The sequence below is a fragment of the Curtobacterium sp. A7_M15 genome (genome assembly GCF_030705415.1).
Classification (GTDB): Bacteria; Actinomycetota; Actinomycetes; order Actinomycetales; family Microbacteriaceae; genus Curtobacterium.
On the sequence record NZ_JAUZED010000062.1, the window covers coordinates 1 to 20,486 of the forward strand.

The window sequence follows — 20,486 nt, forward strand, 5'->3', positions numbered from 1 at the left end:
AGCCCGGGGCGCAGCCGCCGCAGGGGACCGCCCAGTCGGCGCAGGGGACCGCTCAGCCGTCGCAGGGGACCGCGCAGCCGTCGCGGGCAGCCGCTCCCGCCGCGCCCGCCGAGAACACGGCCGTGCACGACACGCAGCAGGCCCCGTCACCGCAGCCCGCCCCGGTCGCCGACCGGAGCGTTCAGCCGACTCCGCAGAGCGCTCCGGTCCAGCAGCGCACCCCGCCGGTCCGACAGCCGGAACCCGCAGCGGCGTCGGCACCGGCACCGCAGGAGGCCACGTCCGAACGGCCGGACGAGCAACGGCCGCCGCAGCCCCGCCCGGCCCCGACCCCGACCCCGGAGCCCGGCGGAGCCCCCGTCACCGAGTGGGCCGTCGCCACGATCCCGGCAGGGGACGCCAGTGCCAGCGCCGAGCGCGCGTGGTCGGCACCGTTCGGCACGACCGACACGGGCGAGCCCGTGACCCCGGTCCCGACGGTGTCCGATCCGACGGCAGACGCGGCCCTCGCGGCACAGCTGCGCCCCGCGTCCTCACTGGGCGCACCGGCACCGCAGGCCGCTCCCGAGACGCAGGCCGCGCCTCCCGGGTCCTCGGACACCACCGGTGGGCGCGACGCGGGCCGCGGTCCGGACACCGCGCCGGTCGGCGACCCGGACGTCCCGGTCGACGACTACCCGCTCGACGACGACCCCTACGGCGACGGCGACCCCTACCCGGACGCGTCCTCCGCGCCGCAGCAGCCCGTGACGCCGCAGCAGTCCCGGGCACCGCAGCAGTCCGCTCCGGCGCAGCAGCCCTCGGCACCCGCGCCGGGCCCGCAGCGCCCGGCGGCACCCGCACCGCAGGTCCGCCGGACCCCGGTCGCGGGCCGCTACGGCGAGGCGGTCGTCCGTGAGATCCTGAACGCCCAGTTCATCGAGGAGACCTCCCTCCACGAGGAAGGCGCCTGATGTACGACGGCATCGTGCAGGACCTCATCGACGAGTTCGGTCGCCTGCCCGGCATCGGACCGAAGTCGGCGCAACGCATCGCGTTCCACATCCTCCAGACCGAGTCGTTCGACCCGAGTCGACTGTCCGAGCTCCTCGCGGACGTCAAGGAGAAGGTCCGCTTCTGCGAGATCTGCGGCAACGTCACCGAGAACGTGCAGTGCAGCATCTGCCGCGATCCCCGTCGGTCGCCGTCGGTGATCTGCGTCGTGGAAGAGGCGAAGGACGTCGCGGCGATCGAGCGCACGCGCGAGTTCCGTGGGCTCTACCACGTGCTCGGCGGCGCGATCAGCCCGATCGACGGCATCGGCCCGGACGACCTCCGCATCCAGCAGCTCATGACGCGACTGGCGGACGGCACGGTGGACGAGGTCATCATCGCGACGGATCCCAACCTCGAGGGCGAGGCCACGGCGACGTACCTCAGCCGCCTGCTCGTGCCGATGGGCATCCGCACGACGCGACTCGCCTCGGGACTCCCGGTCGGCGGTGACCTCGAGTACGCCGACGAGGTCACGCTCGGTCGCGCGTTCGAGGGCCGCCGCGTCGTCGGCGGCTGATCATCCGGCGGCCGAGCAGCGCGCAGGATCCTTGCGTCTGCACCGGCTCCGACGCAACATCCTCGAAACACCGACTACCATCATGAGACCGCGTGACAGTCGCGGAACCGTCGTCCCCGGGAGTACCAAGCAGTGGCCTTGATCGTGCAGAAGTTCGGTGGATCGTCCGTCGCGGACGCCGAGAGCATCAAGCGCGTGGCGAAGCGGATCGTCCAGACGAAGAAGGCCGGCAACGACGTGGTCGTGGCCGTCTCGGCGATGGGCGACACCACCGACGAGCTCGTCGACCTCGCGCACTCCGTGACGCCGATCCCCGCCGGTCGTGAGCTCGACATGCTCCTCACCGCGGGGGAGCGCATCTCGATGGCGCTCCTGGCGATGGCGATCAAGAGCCTCGGGGTCGAGGCGTCGTCCTACACCGGCAGCCAGGCCGGCATGCTCACCGACGCGCAGCACGGCAAGGCCCGCATCGTCGACGTCACCCCGAAGCGCGTGCGCGAGGCCCTCGACGCCGGACACGTCGCGATCGTCGCCGGCTTCCAGGGGTTCAACCGGACGACGGGCGAGATCACCACGCTCGGCCGGGGCGGTTCGGACACGACGGCCGTCGCCCTCGCCGCGGCGCTCGACGCCGACATCTGCGAGATCTACACCGACGTCGACGGCATCTTCACCGCCGATCCGCGCGTGGTGCCGAAGGCCAGGAAGGTCGACCGCATCACCAGCGAGGAGATGCTCGAACTCGCAGCATCCGGTGCGAAGGTCCTCTACATCCGTGCCGTCGAGTACGCCCGTCGGCACGGCGTCACGCTGCACGTCCGCTCCTCCTTCAGCAACGCCGAGGGAACCATCGTCTACAACCCTGCAGAGGGGGAAACCGTGGAAGAACCGATCATCACCGGCATCGCCGGAGACCTCTCCGAGGGCAAGATCACCGTCGTCGGCGTGCCCGACACCCCGGGCAAGGCGGCGGAGATCTTCACGATCGTCGCCCGTGCCGGCGCGAACATCGACATGATCGTGCAGAACGTGTCCGAGGCCGTCACCGGTCGGACCGACATCTCGTTCACCCTGCCGAAGGACCAGGGCCAGGGCGTCCTGACCGCGCTCGAGGTCGCCAAGGCCGAGATCGGGTACGAGGGCATCCAGTACGACGACCAGATCGGCAAGCTCGCCCTGGTCGGCGCCGGCATGCGCACGAACGCGGGGGTCTCGGCGGCGCTCTTCCGGGCCCTGCACGAGGCGTCGATCAACATCGAGATGATCTCCACGTCGGAGATCCGCATCTCGGTCGTCACCCGCGCCGACACCCTCAACGAGGCGATGCGCGTGGTCCACAACGCGTTCGGCCTCGACGCCGACTCCGAAGCCGTCGTCTACGCCGGCACCGGCCGCTGACCCGTCAGGAGCACCGCATGAGCACCCTCACCGTCGCCGTCGTCGGCGCCACCGGCCAGGTCGGCGCCGTGATGCGCCGTCTGCTCGAGGAACGCGCGTTCCCGGCCGAGCAGGTCCGGTTCTTCGCGAGCGCCCGGTCCGCCGGCACGACGCTCCCGTTCCGTGGCGAGCAGATCGTCGTCGAGGACTCCGAGACGGCCGATCCGACGGGCGTCGACATCGCCCTGTTCTCGGCCGGCGCCACCGCCTCCCGAGCACTCGCGCCGAAGTTCGCTGCCGCGGGCGCCCTCGTCGTCGACAACTCCAGCGCCTGGCGCATGGACCCCGACGTCCCGCTCGTCGTGAGCGAGGTGAACCCGCACGCCATCGACGACGCGCCGAAGGGGATCATCGCGAACCCGAACTGCACGACGATGGCGATCATGCCGGTCCTCAAGGTGCTCGACACCGAGGCCGGCCTGCGTCGTCTCGTCGCCACCACCTACCAGGCGGTCTCGGGTTCCGGGCTCGCCGGAGTCGACGAACTCCTCGGACAGGCGCGCGCTGCGCTCGAGCAGGACACCGCGGCGCTGACGCACGACGGCTCGGCCGTGACGTTCCCGGAGCCGGTGAAGTACGTCCGCCCGATCGCGTTCGACGTCATCCCGCTCGCGGGCAGCATCGTCGACGACGGGCTGGGGGAGACCGACGAGGAGAAGAAGCTCCGCAACGAGAGCCGGAAGATCCTCGAGCTGCCGGACCTGCTCGTCGCCGGGACCTGCGTCCGCGTGCCCGTCTTCACGGGGCACTCCATCTCGGTCAACGCCGAGTTCGCACGCGCGCTCTCGCCCGAGCGTGCGACGGAGATCCTCGCCGCCGCACCGGGCGTCGAGCTCGCCGAGGTCCCGACGCCGCTCCAGGCAGCCGGGCAGGACCCGTCCTTCGTCGGGCGCATCCGCGCCGACCAGTCCGCGCCCGAGGGGCACGGACTGGTGCTCTTCGTGAGCAACGACAACCTCCGCAAGGGGGCCGCGCTCAACGCGGTGCAGATCGCCGAGGCGATCGTGGCGCGCCGGACGGTCGCTGCGTAACCCTGTGCAGACCAGCAGGTTGGCCCCACCCGCCGGTTCCGGCGTGACGCGCCAGCGGCACGACGGCCGTGATGGGAGGGACGGTGCCAGCCGGCACCGCGCCTCCCGTCGTTCTCGGCTGGGCTTGTCAGCGGACGCCGCTAGCATTGTCGGGTGGCAGTGAAGCAGGTGGACCCGATCGACGTCGTCCTGGTCGGGGGAGGGATCATGAGCGCCACCCTCGGCGCGATCATCCACCGGCTCGAACCCACCTGGAAGATCCGTGTCTACGAGCGGCTCGGCACCGTGGCACAGGAGAGCTCGAACCCCTGGAACAACGCCGGGACGGGGCACTCCGCGCTCTGTGAGCTGAACTACACGCCCGAGCTGCCGGACGGCCGCGTCGACATCAGCAAGGCCGTGACCGTCAACGAGCAGTTCCAGGTCTCCCGGCAGTTCTGGGCGCACCTCGTCGAGACCGGTGACCTGCCGGAGCCCTCGAACTTCATCAACCCGACGCCGCACATCTCGTTCGTGTGGGGTGCCGACAATGTCGAGTACATGCGCAAGCGGTACGAGGCGATGAAGGACCACCCGCTCTTCGCCGGGCTCGAGTTCTCCGACGACCCGCAGCAGATCCGGCAGTGGGCGCCCGCGCTCATCCCGGGTCGGAAGAAGGACCAGCCGATCGCGGCGACCTACTCGGCCGCCGGGTCGGACGTCGACTTCGGGTCGCTCACCCGGCAGTTGTTCGACCAGCTCGAGGTCGACGGTGTCGAGTTCGAGCCCTCGCACCAGGTGACGAAGATCTCGCGGTCGAAGGTCAGCGAGGGCTGGGTCCTCGACGTCCGCAACGAGATCGGTCGGTCGACCCAGCGCATCGCCGCGAAGTTCGTGTTCGTCGGCGCCGGTGGTGGCGCGCTGCACCTCCTGCAGAAGTCCGGCATCCCGGAGATCCGCGGGTACGGCGGGTTCCCGGTCTCCGGCGAGTTCCTGCGCACCGACGACCCCGAGGTCGTGCAGAAGCACTCGGCCAAGGTCTACGGCAAGGCCAGCGTCGGTGCGCCGCCGATGTCGGTCCCGCACCTCGACACCCGCATCGTCGACGGCAGCGCCTCGCTCATGTTCGGGCCGTACGCGGGCTTCAGCCCGAAGTTCCTGAAGCAGGGCTCGCTCTTCGACCTGGTCAAGTCGATCCGGCCGCACAACCTCCGTCCGATGCTGAGCGTCGCGTTCTCGAACTTCGACCTCGTGCGCTACCTGATCGGGCAGCTCCTCGCCTCGAAGCAGACGAAGTTCGACGCCCTGCGGGACTTCATGCCGAGCGCCGAGCCCGGGAACTGGCACCGGATCACCGCCGGGCAGCGCGTGCAGGTCATCAAGCCCGACAAGGACAAGGGCGGCGTCCTGCAGTTCGGCACCGAGGTCATCACCTCGGCGGACGGTTCGATCGCCGGTCTACTGGGTGCGAGCCCCGGCGCCTCCACCGCGGTGCCGATCATGCTCGGCCTGCTCCGGAAGTGCTTCCCCGACCGCTGGGACCGCTGGGAAGCCGCGGTCCGCGTGATGGTGCCCACCTACGGGCAGGACCTCGGCTCCGACGCCGAGCTGGCCGACGCGACGCTCGAGCGCACCGCGAAGGTGCTCGGCCTCCACCACTGACACCCGGCCGCTTGCGCCGTGTTCGAACATGTGTTCGAATGGCGGCATGCGGTGGAGTGGTCAGGCGATCGATGCCTCGCGGAGCGACGCGCTCCCCGGGCTGGAGTCGAACAGCGGGTTCGTCCGCAGCGTGACGACCCCGGAGTTCGCGGGTGTCACCTTCCACGAAGTCCTGGCCAAGAGCGCCCTGAACCGGGTCCCGAGCGCGGACGGCAGTGGCACGTACGGGTGGACGATCAACCCGTACCGGGGTTGCAGTCACGCGTGCGTGTACTGCTTCGCCCGCCCGACGCACACCTACCTCGAGTTCGACGGCGGAGCCGACTTCGACCAGCAGATCGTCGTGAAGACGAACGTGGCCGACGTCCTGCACCGCGAGCTCACGAAGCCGAGCTGGGACCGTCACCCGGTCGCCCTCGGCACGAACACGGACCCGTACCAGCGCGCCGAGGGCAAGTACCGGCTGATGCCCGGCGTCATCCGGGCCTTGGCCGGATCGGGCACGCCGTTCAGCATCCTGACGAAGGGCACACTGCTGCGTCGGGACATCCCGCTGCTGGTCGAGGCGGCACGGTCGGTGCCCGTCGACCTGGCGATGTCGATCGCGGTCTACGACGACGACCTCCAGCAGCAGGTCGAGCCGGGGACCCCGACGACGGCGGCCCGCCTGGCGACCGTCCGGGCGATCCGTGACGCGGGTCTGACGTGCTCGGTGTTCCTCATGCCGGTCCTGCCGTACATCACCGACACCCGGGCGCACCTCGACGACGCGATCGGGCGAGCTGCTGCCGCGGGGGCATCGAGCGTGATGTACTCCGCCCTCCACCTGCGTCCGGGCGTGAAGCCCTGGTGGTTCGCCTGGCTGCAGCGCACTCGGCCGGACCTCGTCGAGCGGTACCGGTCGATGTACCTCGACAACACCTACGCGCCGAAGGACTACCGGCGCTGGCTCGCCGAGCGGGTCCGTCCGATCCTGCGCGCGCACGGCACGGGGCTCGGTCGGGTCGACCCGGCGACGGGGTCGATGGGGTTCACGAACCGGTCGGGCGGCACGGATGGCGTGCCTGCCGGACCATCGCCGCTCGACGAGCAGTCCCGGCCGACGACGTCGCCGCTGAAGCGGGCTGATCCGGGGTTCGACCGGCGCCTCGTGCCGCGTTCCGCACCGGGGGTGCCGACCCTGTTCTGAGCGAGAAGGCACCCGGGGGCTGCAGAGCGCGTTCGGGGGACACCGCGAATGCAGATGTGCCGGTATCATCGAGCGGGTCGCCGATCACTCCGACAATCGGGGTACACGGTCGCACCAACGGTGGTTGGATCGTGGGCGGCGTTCCCCCACGTCCGGAAGGACCCTCCACCCGTGCTCGGCATCCCCACGCACCTCGCTCCGCGAGTGAACGCGTGGTCGACCGTGCGGGCGTTCCACGCCGCCGCCATCGGATCGCTCGCCGCCGCCGCGATCACCCTGGTGCTCTACCGCTTGGCGGAACCCGACGTCCGGGTGGTCGGTGCCGTGCTGGCGCTGGTCCCGATGCTCGGCATGATCGCGGTGCACGTGCAGTTCGGCACCTGGCGTTCGGCCGTCGCGTTCCTCGTCGTCGGCGGGGTGTGCGCGTGGTGGTTCGCCGTCGTCGTCCAGCGCGAGGTCCCCGCCGGGTGGGTCGCCTCGTACCTGCTCTCGCTGTCGATCATCCCGCTCGTGCTGGTGGGTGGTGCCGGCGCGGTCGCCGGCCGGGTGGCGCTGTGGTCGATCGCCGGGTTCCTGGTCGGCCGGTTCGCGACCTCGATCGCGATCGCGCAGGAGGGTGGACCCTCGCATCCCCTCGTGCTCGCCTGGGTGACCCTCGGGTTCGTCATCGCCCTCGTGCTGATCACGAGTCGCAACACCACCCGCTCCGAACGCGTCCAGCCCGAACTCCTCCGCTCCGCGCGTGAGGAGCACGTCTCCGCCTACCGCGCCGGCGTCGAGGCCGAGGCAGCGGCCATCCTCCACGACACGGTCCTCAACCACCTCGGGGCGATCGCCCTGGCGCCCGACGGCCCGATGGACGCGCAACTCGCCCGCACCGTCGAGGCGGACGTCGCCATGTTGACGGGCAAGGAGTGGCTCGACCGCGGATCGAACCCGTCGCGCCCCGAACCGGGTGCCGCTGTGCGGGCGTTCGAGCAGATGATCGACGACCACCGTTCCCTCGGGCTCGACGTGGCAGTCACCGGCGATCCGGCGGTCCTCGCCCGGCTGGACCAGGCCGCGATGACGGCCATGCTGCGCGCGGTCGGGCAGTGCCTGGCGAACGTCCGGAAGCACGCGGGCACCGACGCCGCCGAGGTGAGCGTGTTCGACGACGGCGTTGCGTGCACGGTCATGGTGGTGGACGACGGGCGCGGCTTCGACGAGTCGACGACCAGTCCGGACCGGATGGGCCTCCGCGGGTCCGTGCGGGAGCGCATCGGCCGCGTCGGCGGCGACGTCCAGGTGTGGTCCTCGCCCGGGTCCGGGACGAGCGTGATGATGTCCGTGCCGTACGGCGCCGTCACCGGGTCGACCCCGGTGCCGAACGCCGGGTCCGAGGTCACCCGGTGACCCGGCCGGCTCGGACCCGCGGAGTCGGCCGGACCGCACAGCAGTACGACCCGCTCGGCGCGATGGGGTCCCGACCGCTGGCGATCGTGCTCGGCGCCTGCGGCGTGCTCTGGGCGCTGCTGGTGTCGGTGTTCGACCGCGACGTGGTCGGCAGCCCGACCCTGAGTGCCCTCACCGTGCTCCTCGTCGCGACGTCCGGCGCGGTCGTGTTCGTCGCGTCGAGTCCGTTCCGCGCACCGTTCCCGCGCTGGGCGTTCGTGCTGCACGTGCTGCTCCTCGCGGTGGCGACGGTCACGAGCGTTGCTGCCCAGTGGGGTCCGGACCGCAGCGCCCTGAACGACTTCATGTCCCTCCTCGCGGCGACCGGGATCGTCATGACCGCGCCGTACCGACCCTGGACCGACCTGGCCGTCGGCGGCCTGGTCCTCGCGGTCGTCACGGGGGCCTCGTGGGGCATCGCGGCGTCGGTCTTCCCGCACCACGTCCCGGTCGGGGTCGCCGCGTTCCTGGCGGCAGCGCCGACACTGGTGCTGACCTCGGCCTCGGCGGTCTTCGCGTGGACGTTCGCCGGGCTCGCCGAGCGTGTCCAGATCCGCGCCGGGTCGTACTCGGTCGAGCGTGCGGAGCGCGACGGGATCGACGCCAGCGTGCAGCAGGACCGCTCGACCATCCTCGCCCGCGACGTGGCGCCCTTCCTCGCCGAGATCCGCACCCGCGAGGTCATCACCGACGCCGACCGAGCCCGAGCCCGCGCCATAGCGGACGGTATCCGTCGCTCGATGGTGGCCGACGCCGACCGGACGTGGTTCGAACACGCGATCCGGACCGAGGGCGGTGCCGGTGCCGTCGTCGACGACCCGGACGGGCTCATCGCCTCGCTCGACGCGGACCAGCGCACGGTCGTCCGGACGTTCCTGCGGGCTGCGTTGCGCGCCTCCACGGTCGATCCCGCCGGGTTCCGGGCCACGATCCGACGGGCGGAGGAGGACATGGCGCTTCCCGACGAGCCCTCGGTCTCCGGCAAGCGCGTGAGCGTCGCGATCGATCTCGCCGTCGCCGACTCCGACGTCGGCATCCACCGCACCTTCGACCCCTACTTCGCGGTCCTCCGCGTGACGTTCCCCGATCTGGACGTCGCGGTCCGACCCTCCGCCCTCGCACTAAGGTTCTCGTATGACCAGCACTGACCCGAGCCGGATCACGGAGGGCACGCCCGCCATCCCGAACCCGGGGACACGACGCGTGCGGCTGGCGATCCTCGACGACCACGAGGTGCTGTTGGACAGCCTGTCGAGCTGGATCGCGGTCAACGCGTTCGACTTCGACCTCGCGCTGACGGCCCACACGTGGCTCGAGATGGTGCACAGCGAGAACTTCCCGACCGACCTGGTGTTCCTCGACTTCCAGCTCAAGGAGCCCGTCTCGATCGAAGCCCGCGTGCGCACCTGCCGCGCGGCTGGCGCCAAGGTCATCGTCCTGTCGAGCGTCGACAGCCGCGAGTCCCGTGACCGCGCACTCGCCGCGGGCGCCGCCGCCTTCCTGTCGAAGTCGCTGCCCATGCGCGAGGTCATGGACGTCGCGCGCGAGGTCATGGGCGTCGCGCGGGACACCCCGCCGCAGCGCGACTGGCGCCCGCTGCCGACCGGGGCGAACGCGCACCAGCGGCCGAAGCTCAGCCACGGCGAAGAGGAAGCCCTGCGCCTGTACGTGTCCGGCTACTCGACGAACGAGGTCGCCGCGCAGATGAACGTGCAGTACGAGACCGCGAAGACCTACCTCCGCCGTGTGCGCGAGAAGTACAGCAAGGTCGGCCGGCCCGCGTCCAAGAAGTCCGACCTCATCCGCCGTGCGGCCGAGGACGGATTCCTCGCGTAGTGGCGAAGCTCTACTTCCGCTACGGTGCGATGAACAGCGGCAAGAGCACGGGACTCCTGCAGGCCGCCTACAACTACGAGGAGCGCGGACACCGGGTCCTGCTCGCGAAGCCGTCGGTCGACACGAAGGGAGACCGTGAGATCGTCTCGCGCCTCGGGGTCACCCGTACGGTCGACATCGTGTTCTCACCCGAGGCCGACGTCCGGGTCGCGGTCACCGACGCCGGTGCCACCGATCCCGAGTCCGCCCGGCTCGACGGCATGGTCCGCCCGGTCAGCTGCGTGCTCGTCGACGAGGCGCAGTTCCTCACGCCCCGCCAGGTCGACGACCTGTTGCGCATCGCCGTGCTCGACGAGATCCCCGTCATCACCTACGGCATCCGCACGGACTTCCGCACCGAGGCGTTCCCCGGCAGTGCGCGCCTGCTCGAGGTCGCGCACTCCCTCGAAGAGCTGAAGACGATCTGCCGCTGCGGCCGGAAGGCCGTGTTCAACGCCCGCAAGGTCGACGGCCGGTTCGTGTTCGACGGGTCGCAGGTCGCCATCGACGGCGTCGACGTCACGTACGAGTCGTTGTGCGCGAACTGCTACCTGACCGAGTCCGGCGGACGGCTCGACGGCGACTGACGCTCTGCGGTGGCTCTCGCCGGTCGCTGCACGCACCGCCCGAGCGGGCACTTTCCGTCACGCTCGGTGCCCGCGGGCGGCGTGTTCTGCCCGTTCGCAGCGGAATGCTCCCGTGTCGGGCGACGTTGACGCCAGCATGAGCGACGCATCCGTGCACCTGTCCGTCCTCGACCTGGCGACCCGCGAGTACGGCCAGTCCAACACCGAGGCCCTGCAGGGCTCCATCGACATGGGGGTGCACGCCGAGAAGCTCGGCTACGAGCGGTTCTGGGTCGCCGAGCACCACGGGATGCCGGGGATCACGTCGTCGGCGCCGGCAGTGCTGCTGAGCGCCGTGGGGGCAGCGACCTCGACCATCCGGATCGGCTCCGGAGGGGTCATGCTGCCCAACCACGCGCCGCTCGTCGTCGCCGAGCAGTTCGGCACGCTCCGGGCGCTCTACGGGGACCGCGTCGACCTCGGCCTCGGGCGTGCCCCGGGTACCGACGGGGCGACCGCGATGGCGCTGCGCCGCACCGATCGGCTCGACGTCGACGACTTCCCGGACCGCCTGGCCGACCTCATCGGCTTCTTCACCGGCATGGACCCCGCGAACCCCCTCTCCAGGATCCAGGCGGTGCCGGGCTACGGCGACGTGCCGGAGTTCTGGCTGCTCGGGTCCTCCGGGTACAGCGCGCAGGTCGCCGGTGCCCTGGGCGTCTCGTTCGCCTTCGCGCACCACTTCGCGTCGGACAACACCGAGGCCGCCCTGGCGCTCTACCGAGACTCGTTCCGACCCTCGCGCTTCCGGCAGACCCCGAACGCATTGATCGGCGTGCAGGTCGTCACCGACGAGGACCCCGTCGTGGTGTCGGAGCAGTCGGCGCCGGGCATGATCTCCTTCATCCGCATGCGTCAGGGTGCCAAGCCCGAGCCGGTGTCCATGGAGGAGGCCCGCGCGTACGAGTTCAGCGACCTCGAGCGCCGCTTCATCGAGGCGCGGACCGAGCGTCAGGCGTACGGTACGGCGGACGAGGTCGCGGCGAAGATCAACGCGCTCGTGGCGTCGACCGGTGCAAACGGGGTGATCGTCGCTCCCGGTGCTGCGCAGGCGCGGTACCGGCACCAGGCGCTCGACGTGGTCGCTGCGCTGCAGGCGGAGGGGCGGCTCGTGGCTGCGGCGGAGGGCGCTTCCGTCTGACTTGCTCGGGGGCACCGCGCCCGAGGTCGGACAGTGAGCAGAAATGGTCGGGTAGCCGCGCGGCACCCGACCATTTCTGCTCACCATCGCGGGCGCGGCCCTGTGCTGCCTCGGCATCGAGCGCACAACGGGCCGCACCGAGCGCACGGAGCGGCAAAGCAGAAGGCCCTGGTTCTGGAGAACCAGGGCCTTCTTCGTACTGTCTCAACACAGTGTCGGGGTGACAGGATTTGAACCTGCGACCTCCTCGTCCCGAACGAGGCGCGCTACCAAGCTGCGCCACACCCCGCGGTGTGGTCACTCCGTACCGGAGCAACCCCAGAAGTCTATCCGATGTTCGGGGGTGCTCGTGACCACGATGCGAACTCCCGGGCGCGTCGTGCTCAGTCCGTGCGGGCCGTGAGGGTGACGACCACGGCCTCGGGCCGGCAGGCGAACCGGACCGGCGCGTAGATCGACGTCCCGAGGCCCGCAGAGACCTCGAGCCACGACCAGTGTCCCCGGTGCTGCCACTTGTGCAGCCCGCTGACGTACCGTCGCGGCAGGTCGCAGTTCGTGACGAGCGCGCCGACTCCGGGGACCTGCACCTGTCCGCCGTGGGTGTGTCCCGCGAAGATGACGTCGGCACCCTGCGTGACGAAGGCGTCGAGCACCCGGCGGTACGGCGCGTGGGTGATGCCGAGGGCGACGGGGGAGGGGCCGTCCTCGTCCTCCGACCACGGCACGTCGCTGCGCATCTCGTCGACGTTGGTCGGCAGCAGGTCGAGACGGTCCCAGTCGCGGTGGGCGTCGGACGTCCCGAAGAGCTCGAACCGCGATCCGCGGAGCTCGATGGCGTGTGCCTGATCGTTGACGTCGAGCCAACCGAGGGACTCGAAGAACGCCGTCTGCCGGTCGATGTCGAGTTCGACCGGACGCGTGCCGTGCTTGTGGGTGCTCGGGCCGCCGAAGTACTTGAACGGGTTGCGCGGCGTCGGCCCGTAGAAGTCGTTCGACCCGTACGCGAAGGCACCGGGGATGCCGCGGAACGGCTCGAGCGCGTACTCGACCGCGGCGTTGGCCGTGGGGTGACCGAGGTTGTCGCCGGTGTTCACGACGAAGTCGGGCTCGACGAGGCTCAGGTCACGGAGCCACTGCTGCTTGTCGGCCTGCCACGGCGCCATGTGGATGTCGGACAGGTGCAGGACCGTGACGTCGCGTGACCCGGGCGGCAGGACCGGGATGGTCTCCCAGCGGATGCCGAACCGCCGCCGCTCGACGAGCGTCCCCCAGGCTGCGGACGCGGCACCGACGGCCGCGCCCGCAGCGATGACCCCCAGCGCGGCGCGACCGCGGCTCACTTGCAGTCCTTGGGCGCCTTGCCGTTCTTGTCGCCGTACAACGTCAGCGTCACCGCGGAGTCCTTGCTCGCCGCTGCGTGGACGCCCGGATCGACCGAGGCCACGCGGCACGTCTTGCCGGCGCCGCCCTTCTCGTACGAGTCGGAGATGTTCACGTTCGTGAAGCCGAGCTGGTTGAGCTTGGAGCGGGCGGTGTCGAGTGTCGCGCCGGCGATGGCGGGCATCGTGATCTGCGAGCCGTCGGAGGTGTAGACCGTGACGCTCGAACCACTCGACAGCAGCGAGTTCGCGGACGGGGAGGTCGACGAGACGGTTCCGGCCTTCGCCGTGCCCGGCTGCGCGCCGCCGTCCACGTAGGTGAACCCGGCGCCGGTGATGGCGGCCTTCGCCTCGGCGGCGGTCTTGCCGGTCACGTCGGGGACCGCCTTCGCATTGCCACGCAGGGCGGAGGACGACGGGTCGGTGAAGGGGCCGGCCGGGTACAGCGCGTTCATCGGGGTCTGCGCCTGGCGCCAGACATCCGCTCGGGCGCTGGCGTAGGTGCCGCTGACACCGTTGTAGTAGTGGCGGAGGTTGTTCTTGCCGCCGTTGGTGTTGCCCTGCCAGTAGGCCGTCGCGACACGCGAGCTCGAACCGACGAGCCAGATCTGGTCGGCGTCGTCGGTCGTGCCCGTCTTGCCGAACAGCTGCGTACCGTCGTAGGTCTGGGCGCCGACCGCGGTACCGCCGGAGATCGTGCCCTTCATCGCGTAGACCGCGGTCTGCGCGACGGACGGGTCGAGGACCTGCTTGCAGGACTTCGGCTGGCCGCCGAGGCTCTTGCCCTCGGCGTTGGTGACGTTGTCGATGGCGATCGGCGAGCAGAACGTGCCGTTGTTGGCGACACCGGCGTAGGCGGCGGCCATCGTGAGCGGCGCGATGTTGTTCGTGCCGAGGATGGACGACGGGTACGAGTTCAGCTCGGTCTTGTCGTCAGCCGAGTGCACGCCGAGGTCCTCGGCGGTCTGCTTGATGTCGCACAGGTCGAGCTTCGCGGCCATCGAGGCGAACGCGGCGTTGACCGACAGGGCCGTGGCGCGGGCGACCGTGTAGTTGCCGTTCTCGCCCGCGGAGTCGTTCTTCGGCGCCCAGTTGCCGTACGTCGGCTCACCGCAGTGCTGCCAGACCGAGGTGTTGTGCGGCGTCCCGTTCACGGTCTCGTTCAGCCCGTGGCCGGCCTTCAGCCACTGCAGGAGTGTGAAGAGCTTGTAGGTCGACCCGACCTGGAACCCGATGCCGCCGCCGTACTTCTTGTCGACGCTGTAGTTCAGCGACGTCGCCGTCGGCGGGGACTGCAGCGACTGGTCGTAGTCCTTGTTCTGCGCCATCGTCAGGATGCGACCGGTGCCGACCTCGACCGAGTCGAGCGCCGCGCCGAGCTTGAAGTTCGTCTCGGCCTTGTTGTCCCAGGTGTTGAGCACCTGCTTCTGCTGCGCGTTGGCGTCGATGTTCAGCGTCGTCTGGATCTTGTAGCCGCCGTTGCGCCACGCGGTGTCGCGTTCCTTCTGGGTGGCCCCGAGCTGCGACATCTCCTTGACGACCTTGACGGCGTAGTCGCAGAAGAACTGCGAGCCGTCCCCGACCGAGGCGCGGCAACCCTGCGACGGCTGCGTCAGGTGGACGTAGTCCTTCGGGTTCGACTTGACGGCCTGGTCGTACTCGGCCTTCGTCAGGTGCTTCTGCGCGTACATCGACTTGAGGATGACGTCACGGCGGGCGACGTTGGCCTCGTAGTACTTCGGGTTCGACAGGTTGCGCGTGTTCGGCGACTGCACGATCGCGAGGATCGAAGCGGCCTCGGCAGGGGTGAGGTCGGTCGCGCTCTTGTTGTAGTAGTGCTGCGCCGCTGCCTGCACGCCGTAGGTCTGGTCGCCGAAGTACGCGATGTTGAGGTACCCGGTGAGGATCTCCTTCTTCGTGTACTTCTTGGCGAGGCCGATCGCGAGCTTCATCTCCTCGAGCTTGCGAGGGATGGAGGTCTCGGTCGCCGCCTGGTAGGCCTTGAGCTGCTCTTCCTTCGTCGGGAGCTCCAGCGCCTGGTTCATCTTGATGTTGCGGACGAGCTGCATGGTCAGCGTCGACCCACCGCCCGACTCGCCGAGGCCGCCCGCGAGGGAGCCCACGCCGGCGCGGACCAGCGAGGTCATGTCGACACCGCCGTGGTCGTAGAAGCGCTTGTCCTCGCCGTCGATGGCCGCGTTCTTCAGCTGGTCGCTGATCTGGTCGAACTTCAGCTCCTGACGGTTCTGGTCGTAGACCGTCGCGAAGTGCACGCTCTTGCCGCCCTGGTACGCGTACAGCTCGTTGCGCTGCGGGAGGTCACCGATCTCGATGTACTCCGGCAGGGACTCGAACACGCCGATCGTCGACGTCGTGGTAACCCCGGCCACCGCGATGGCGGGGGTGACACCGATCGTGACGAGCAGACCGGCGAGCACGCTGAAACCGACGAATCCGACGAAGGCGCCGACTGCAGAGACGGGCTTGGTCCGCGAGGCAGACGTCTTCTGGGCAGACATAGGATGCAGCCTAAACGACACCGCCGACTGAAAGGCTGGCAAGGAACTCCATGACTCGCTGGGAATACCTCACGACCCCGTTGATCATCCACAACACCACTGCCATCCTCAACAACTTCGGTGACGAGGGGTGGGAGCTCGTCCAGGTCGTCACCGGCCCAGAAGGCGGACTCGTCGCCTACCTGAAGCGCCCGAAGGCCGACGCGTGAGCGTCGCCGATCGGCTCGCCGAGCTCGGACTGACCCTGCCGGCCGTCGCCGCCCCGGTCGCGGCCTACGTGCCCGCGGTCGTCACCGGCGGGTACGTGTACACGGCCGGCCAGCTGCCTTTCGTGGACGGTGCCCTGCCGGTCACGGGCAAGGTCGGCCAGTCGGTCGACGTCGACACCGCGACGACGCAGGCGCGGGTGGCCGCACTCAACGCGCTCGCCGCTGTCGAGTCCGTCGCCGGCTCGCTGGACCGGGTCGCCCGGGTCGTGAAGGTCACGGTGTTCGTGGCGTCGGACCCGACCTTCACCGGGCAGCCCGGCGTCGCGAACGGCGCGTCGAACCTCGTCGGCGACGTGTTCGGCGACGCCGGCGTCCACGCGCGGAGCGCGGTGGGTGTCGCCGTCCTGCCCCTCGACGCGCCCGTCGAGGTCGAGCTGGTGGTGGAGCTGACCGACTGACGGACCGTCAGCGGCGCACGTCACGCGAGCCGCGCCTCCTGGCGGACCGCCCTGGGCCCACGCCGCCGGTTCCGGACCGACGCGCCAGCGGCGGGTCGGCCGTGTCGGTGGGGAGAGGCGCGGCTCGCGTCGTTCCTGCTACATGAGTTCCGCGATGGTCGCCATGATCGTCGGGTCGGCGAGCGTGGTCGTGTCGCCGATGCGGCGGCCCTCGGCCGCGTCGCGCAGCAGCCGACGCATGATCTTGCCGGACCGCGTCTTCGGCAGCTCGGGGACGATCACCACCTGTCGGGGCTTCGCGATCGCGCCGATGCGCGTGCCCACCCAGTTGCGGAGCTCCGTGGCGACGGAATCGCGGTCGACACCGTCCGCGGCTTCGGCCGTGAGGATGACGTAGGCGACGACCGCCTGCCCCGTGGTCTCGTCGGCCGCGCCGACGACCGCGGCCTCGGCCACACCCTCGTGCCCGACCAGCGCGGACTCGATCTCGGCCGTCGACAGGCGGTGCCCCGACACGTTCATCACGTCGTCGACGCGACCCTGGATCCAGATGTCGCCCTGCCCGTCCAGCCGAGCGCCGTCGCCGGCGAAGTAGCGGCCGGGGAACCGCGACCAGTAGGTCTCGACGAACCGGTCCGGGTCGCCCCAGATGCCGCGGGCCATCGAGGGCCAGGGCTCGGTGATGGTGAGGTAGCCGCTCTCGCCAGGGTCGGCGCGGTGACCCTCGTCGTCCACGATCTCGGCGACGATGCCGGGCAGCGGTGTCTGGGCGGCACCGGGCTTGAGCTTCGTGACGCCGGGCAGGGCCGAGATCATGATCGCTCCGGTCTCGGTCTGCCACCACGTGTCGACGATCGGCGTGCGGTCGTGGCCGATGACCTGGCGGTACCACTGCCAGGCCTCGGGGTTGATGGGTTCGCCGACGCTGCCGAGCAGGCGGAGGCTCTCGAGGCTGCGGGCCTCGGGGATCTGCCGACCGGCCTTCATCGCCGCGCGGACCGCGGTCGGAGCGGTGTAGAGGACCGTGACGCCGTACGCGTCGACGAGGTCCCACCAGCGGCCGGGCTTCGGTTCGTCGGGGGTGCCCTCGTAGAGGACCTGCGTGACGCCGTTCGCGAGGGGCCCGTAGACGACGTAGGAGTGCCCGGTAATCCAGCCGATGTCCGCGGTGCACCAGTAGACGTCCCGGTCAGGGTGCATGTCGAACACGTTCTTGTGCGTGTAGGCGGCCTGGGTGAGGTACCCGCCGGAGGTGTGCACGATGCCCTTCGGCTTCCCGGTCGTGCCGGAGGTGTAGAGGATGAAGAGGGGTGTCTCGGCCGGGAAGGCCTGCGCGTCGTGGGTGGTGTCCGCCTTCGCCAGTTCGTCGTGCCACCAGAGGTCGCGGTCGTTCCAGGCGATCTCGTTGCCGCCGCGCTTGACGACGAGCACGTGTTCGACGCTGTCGGTGCCCTCGCCCTCGAGCGCCTCGTCGACCGCCGGCTTCAGCGGGGAGACGGCCCCGCGCCGCCACCCGCCGTCCGCCGTCACGACGAGCTTCGCGCCGGCGTCCTCGATGCGAGCACGGAGGCTCTCCGCGCTGAACCCGCCGAAGACGACCGAGTGGATCGCGCCGATGCGGGCCACGGCGAGCATCGTGACGACGGCCTCGGGGATGAGGGGGAGGTAGACGACGACGCGGTCGCCCTGCTCGACGCCGAGGTCGGTGAGCATGTTCGCTGCGCGCTGCACGTCGGCGCTCAGCTCGGCGTAGGTGATGCGACGTGTGTCGCCCGGGGCGCCCTCGAAGTGGATCGCCACCCGCTCTCCGTTGCCGGCGCGGACGTGCCGGTCGAGGCAGTTCTCCGCGACGTTGAGCTCTCCGTCGGCGAACCACTTCGCGAACGGTGCTCCGGACCAGTCGAGGGTCTTCGTGAACGGCGTCCGCCAGTCCAGGAGTGCGCGGGACTGGTCGGCCCAGAACGCCTCGCGGTCGGCGGAGGCGGCCTCGTGCAGATCCTCGTGCGCGACCGCGTCGGCGACGAACTCCGGCGACGGGGCGAACGTGGCGTCGTCTGCGTCCGGGGAGTCCGGGCGGCCGGGAGCTCCGTCGTTGCGGGGGTCGGTCTGGGTCGGAGCGGACATCGATGTCCTTTCGCGTCGTTGCGGCAGGGGTGCAGTCGGAGACTACCCCTCGGTACGGGCGCAGGTCGGCGCGGGCGGCGGGCGTGCCGGGGTCCCGGACGCACGTGCCGGCGGTGTTCGCTCACGGCGTGCACCGCGGCACGCCCGGAAGTGGATCCGGGGGTTGCTTCGGCAGGCCGATCATGGGGTACAGTAGATCCCGCTGGACTCGTTTCCGGCGGCAGCGGTTCGGATTCCCCCCAATCCACCGATGTCAAGGCGGCACCTGTTCCCCCCAACTGGTGCCGCCTCTTCTCGTTTCCGGGCCTCCAGTCGTTCGATGGCGCCCCTCCGACGGTCGAGATCCGACGTCGATCCGCGCGGGCATGCCGAACGGTGGACAGACCTGTCCATGATCCTGCATGGACTTCGACGGTGCGGCGATCGCGTGCTGCTGCTCGCGCCGTCCGCTCCGCCGCTGGTGCCGGGACGATCGGGCACCGCCGACCGGACCGAGACCGAGTGGGGTACGGCTTTGCGTGTCGGGGGACAAATCGGCCCGTTGCTCGCGGTGCGACGGGTGGTCCACAGCGGGGGACGTGGACCCACGTGCCACGACCGCCGCTCCCTACTCTCTGGTCGCATGCACCGACACCGTGCCGACGCCCCCTTCCTGCCGGGCGCCAAGCGACCGTCCCGGCGTCGCGACGTCCTCGCCGCCGAGTTCGAGGAACTCGCCGCGCTCGTCGGCGACGCGGGCGTCACGGACGTCCTCGTGGTCGGCGGCCGCGGGACGTGGGTCGACCGGGGGCGCGGGCTCGAACGCGCCGCACCCGAGCTGCCCGAGCGACGTGTGCGCGAACTCGCGACCGAACTGGTGGCACGGGGCGGGCGGCACGTCGACGAGACCACACCCTGCGCGGACGTCCGTCACGGCGACGGGATCCGAGTGCACGTCGTGCTCGCACCCGTGTCCGTCGGCGGGACCGCGGTGTCCGTCCGACTCCCCGCACCGGGCAGGCCGACGCTGCAGTCGCTCGAGGCGCTCGGAGCGTTCACCCAGGTCCCTCGAGCGGTCGTCGAGCGGGCGGTCGACGAGCGCCGCAACGTGCTCGTCACCGGCGCGACGGGGAGCGGCAAGACCACCGTGCTCGCTGCGATGCTGTCGGCCGTCCCGCCCGACGAACGGATCGTCACGGTCGAGGACGTCGCCGAGCTCCGGATCGACCACCCGCACGTCGTCTCCCTCGAAGCACGGCAGGCGAACGCCGAGGGGGCCGGAGCGCTCGGCCTGGAGCGGCTGGTCCGCGAAGCCCTCCGCATGCGACCCGACCGCATCGTCGTCGGGGAGTGCCGAGGTGCCGAGGTCCGCGAACTCCTCTCGGCCCTCAACACCGGGCACGACGGGGGAGCGGGGACGGTCCACGCGAACGGGATCGCCGACGTCGCTGCACGGCTCGAGGCACTCGGTGCGCTCGCCGGACTCGGGCCGGAGTCGCTCGCCCGGCAGGCGGTCAGCGCCCTCGACCTGGTCCTGCACGTCGAGCGGCGTGCGGGCCGGCGGCGGCTGGGAGCGGTGGGCGCGTTCCGCATCGGCCCGGACGGGAGGCTCGTCGTCCGTCCGGCGGACGGGTCACGGTGAGACGGTCGGTGCGACCAGTGCCACCCCTGCGCGACGGTGCGGCAGCGGCCCGCACGTTGGACCGGGTCGCGACCCTCGTCGCCGCCGGTGTCCCGCCTGCCCGAGCGTGGGCACTGGTCGGCGGCTTCCCGGACGACGCCGGTCCCGCCTGGCGGGACGTGTCCGCCGTGCTCCGCGTCGCCGAGCGCACCGGGGCGCCGTCGGCGAGCACGATCCGCGCACTCGCCGGCGCCCTCCGTCGGTCGGCGGC

At 70.7% G+C, this 20,486-nt stretch carries 16 protein-coding genes, 1 tRNA gene and 2 pseudogenes; 15 read left to right on the plus strand and 4 right to left on the minus strand.

Going from position 1 to position 20,486, the window contains the following annotated elements; translation table 11 throughout:
- The 11 genes and pseudogenes from Q7F20_RS11900 to Q7F20_RS11950 all read left to right on the plus strand — a co-directional run.
- Positions 1 to 953, plus strand: a pseudogene (locus Q7F20_RS11900) (hypothetical protein); the annotation flags it as partial.
- Positions 953 to 1,552, plus strand: a complete 600-nt coding sequence (gene recR / locus Q7F20_RS11905; RefSeq protein WP_305740301.1) for a recombination mediator RecR — start codon at positions 953 to 955, stop codon at positions 1,550 to 1,552. The pseudogene Q7F20_RS11900 and the gene recR, both read left to right, overlap by 1 nt.
- A 132-nt stretch (positions 1,553 to 1,684) precedes the next feature.
- Positions 1,685 to 2,950 (plus strand): aspartate kinase, encoded by a 1,266-nt coding sequence (locus Q7F20_RS11910; protein WP_305740302.1) that lies wholly within the window; start codon positions 1,685 to 1,687, stop codon positions 2,948 to 2,950.
- A 17-nt stretch (positions 2,951 to 2,967) separates the two neighbouring features.
- Positions 2,968 to 4,020 (plus strand): aspartate-semialdehyde dehydrogenase, encoded by a 1,053-nt coding sequence (locus Q7F20_RS11915; protein WP_305740303.1) that lies wholly within the window; start codon positions 2,968 to 2,970, stop codon positions 4,018 to 4,020.
- 153 nt (positions 4,021 to 4,173) lie between these two features.
- Positions 4,174 to 5,661: a malate:quinone oxidoreductase gene (locus tag Q7F20_RS11920; RefSeq protein WP_305740304.1), complete on the plus strand. Its 1,488-nt coding sequence runs from the start codon at positions 4,174 to 4,176 to the stop codon at positions 5,659 to 5,661.
- A gap of 46 nt (positions 5,662 to 5,707) precedes the next feature.
- Positions 5,708 to 6,850 (plus strand): Rv2578c family radical SAM protein, encoded by a 1,143-nt coding sequence (locus tag Q7F20_RS11925; RefSeq protein ID WP_305740305.1) that lies wholly within the window; start codon positions 5,708 to 5,710, stop codon positions 6,848 to 6,850.
- A gap of 171 nt (positions 6,851 to 7,021) precedes the next feature.
- Positions 7,022 to 8,245: a sensor histidine kinase gene (locus Q7F20_RS11930; protein WP_305740306.1), complete on the plus strand. Its 1,224-nt coding sequence runs from the start codon at positions 7,022 to 7,024 to the stop codon at positions 8,243 to 8,245.
- The gene (locus Q7F20_RS11935) at positions 8,242 to 9,432 is read left to right on the plus strand and encodes a hypothetical protein (protein ID WP_305740307.1); all 1,191 of its coding nucleotides are present in this window, start codon (positions 8,242 to 8,244) and stop codon (positions 9,430 to 9,432) included. The genes Q7F20_RS11930 and Q7F20_RS11935 overlap by 4 nt, the downstream gene beginning before the upstream one ends.
- Positions 9,419 to 10,120: a response regulator transcription factor gene (locus tag Q7F20_RS11940; RefSeq protein WP_305740308.1), complete on the plus strand. Its 702-nt coding sequence runs from the start codon at positions 9,419 to 9,421 to the stop codon at positions 10,118 to 10,120. The genes Q7F20_RS11935 and Q7F20_RS11940 overlap by 14 nt, the downstream gene beginning before the upstream one ends.
- Positions 10,120 to 10,746 (plus strand): thymidine kinase, encoded by a 627-nt coding sequence (locus Q7F20_RS11945; RefSeq protein WP_305740309.1) that lies wholly within the window; start codon positions 10,120 to 10,122, stop codon positions 10,744 to 10,746. The genes Q7F20_RS11940 and Q7F20_RS11945 overlap by 1 nt, the downstream gene beginning before the upstream one ends.
- A gap of 136 nt (positions 10,747 to 10,882) precedes the next feature.
- On the plus strand, positions 10,883 to 11,926 hold the full coding sequence (locus Q7F20_RS11950) for an LLM class flavin-dependent oxidoreductase (RefSeq protein ID WP_305740310.1): 1,044 nt from the start codon (positions 10,883 to 10,885) through the stop codon (positions 11,924 to 11,926).
- Positions 11,927 to 12,141: 215 nt separating this feature from the next.
- On the opposite strand, the gene Q7F20_RS11955 is transcribed toward Q7F20_RS11950, so the two are convergent.
- The 3 genes from Q7F20_RS11955 to Q7F20_RS11965 form a co-directional block, all read right to left on the minus strand.
- Positions 12,142 to 12,215: transfer RNA gene (locus Q7F20_RS11955), tRNA-Pro, on the minus strand.
- Between the two features lie 94 nt (positions 12,216 to 12,309).
- Entirely contained in the window at positions 12,310 to 13,266 is a 957-nt protein-coding gene (locus Q7F20_RS11960; protein ID WP_305740311.1) for a metallophosphoesterase, read from the minus strand.
- Complete coding sequence (locus tag Q7F20_RS11965; RefSeq protein WP_305740312.1) at positions 13,263 to 15,824, minus strand: transglycosylase domain-containing protein; 2,562 nt, start codon at positions 15,822 to 15,824, stop codon at positions 13,263 to 13,265. The genes Q7F20_RS11960 and Q7F20_RS11965 overlap by 4 nt, the downstream gene beginning before the upstream one ends.
- A gap of 50 nt (positions 15,825 to 15,874) precedes the next feature.
- Here Q7F20_RS11965 and Q7F20_RS11970 point away from each other — a divergent pair, with 50 nt between their 5' ends.
- Both Q7F20_RS11970 and Q7F20_RS11975 read left to right on the plus strand, forming a co-directional pair.
- Positions 15,875 to 16,033: a hypothetical protein gene (locus Q7F20_RS11970; protein ID WP_022907077.1), complete on the plus strand. Its 159-nt coding sequence runs from the start codon at positions 15,875 to 15,877 to the stop codon at positions 16,031 to 16,033.
- A complete protein-coding gene (locus Q7F20_RS11975; protein WP_305740313.1) occupies positions 16,030 to 16,491 on the plus strand; it encodes a RidA family protein in 462 nt (153 codons plus the stop codon). Before Q7F20_RS11970 ends, Q7F20_RS11975 begins: the two co-directional genes overlap by 4 nt.
- Before the next feature lie 138 nt (positions 16,492 to 16,629).
- On the opposite strand, the gene acs is transcribed toward Q7F20_RS11975, so the two are convergent.
- A complete protein-coding gene (acs, locus tag Q7F20_RS11980) occupies positions 16,630 to 18,615 on the minus strand; it encodes an acetate--CoA ligase (protein ID WP_305740314.1) in 1,986 nt (661 codons plus the stop codon).
- Between the two features lie 622 nt (positions 18,616 to 19,237).
- Between acs and Q7F20_RS11985 the strand changes: the two genes are divergently transcribed.
- On the plus strand, positions 19,238 to 20,236 hold the full coding sequence (locus tag Q7F20_RS11985) for a CpaF family protein (protein WP_305740315.1): 999 nt from the start codon (positions 19,238 to 19,240) through the stop codon (positions 20,234 to 20,236).
- A gap of 17 nt (positions 20,237 to 20,253) precedes the next feature.
- Positions 20,254 to 20,486 (plus strand): annotated as a pseudogene (locus Q7F20_RS11990) (hypothetical protein); the annotation flags it as partial.

What these genes read in the sequence shown, in the direction of transcription:
- Q7F20_RS11970 (WP_022907077.1), top strand. Translation starts at nt 15,875, where the DNA reads ATGACTCGCTGGGAATACCTCACGACCCCGTTGATCATCCACAACACC.
- acs (WP_305740314.1), bottom strand. Translation starts at nt 18,615, where the DNA reads ATGTCCGCTCCGACCCAGACCGACCCCCGCAACGACGGAGCTCCCGGC.
- Q7F20_RS11985 (WP_305740315.1), top strand. Translation starts at nt 19,238, where the DNA reads ATGCACCGACACCGTGCCGACGCCCCCTTCCTGCCGGGCGCCAAGCGA.
- Q7F20_RS11925 (WP_305740305.1), top strand. Translation starts at nt 5,708, where the DNA reads ATGCGGTGGAGTGGTCAGGCGATCGATGCCTCGCGGAGCGACGCGCTC.
- Q7F20_RS11940 (WP_305740308.1), top strand. Translation starts at nt 9,419, where the DNA reads ATGACCAGCACTGACCCGAGCCGGATCACGGAGGGCACGCCCGCCATC.
- recR (WP_305740301.1), top strand. Translation starts at nt 953, where the DNA reads ATGTACGACGGCATCGTGCAGGACCTCATCGACGAGTTCGGTCGCCTG.
- Q7F20_RS11950 (WP_305740310.1), top strand. Translation starts at nt 10,883, where the DNA reads ATGAGCGACGCATCCGTGCACCTGTCCGTCCTCGACCTGGCGACCCGC.
- Q7F20_RS11965 (WP_305740312.1), bottom strand. Translation starts at nt 15,824, where the DNA reads ATGTCTGCCCAGAAGACGTCTGCCTCGCGGACCAAGCCCGTCTCTGCA.
- Q7F20_RS11915 (WP_305740303.1), top strand. Translation starts at nt 2,968, where the DNA reads ATGAGCACCCTCACCGTCGCCGTCGTCGGCGCCACCGGCCAGGTCGGC.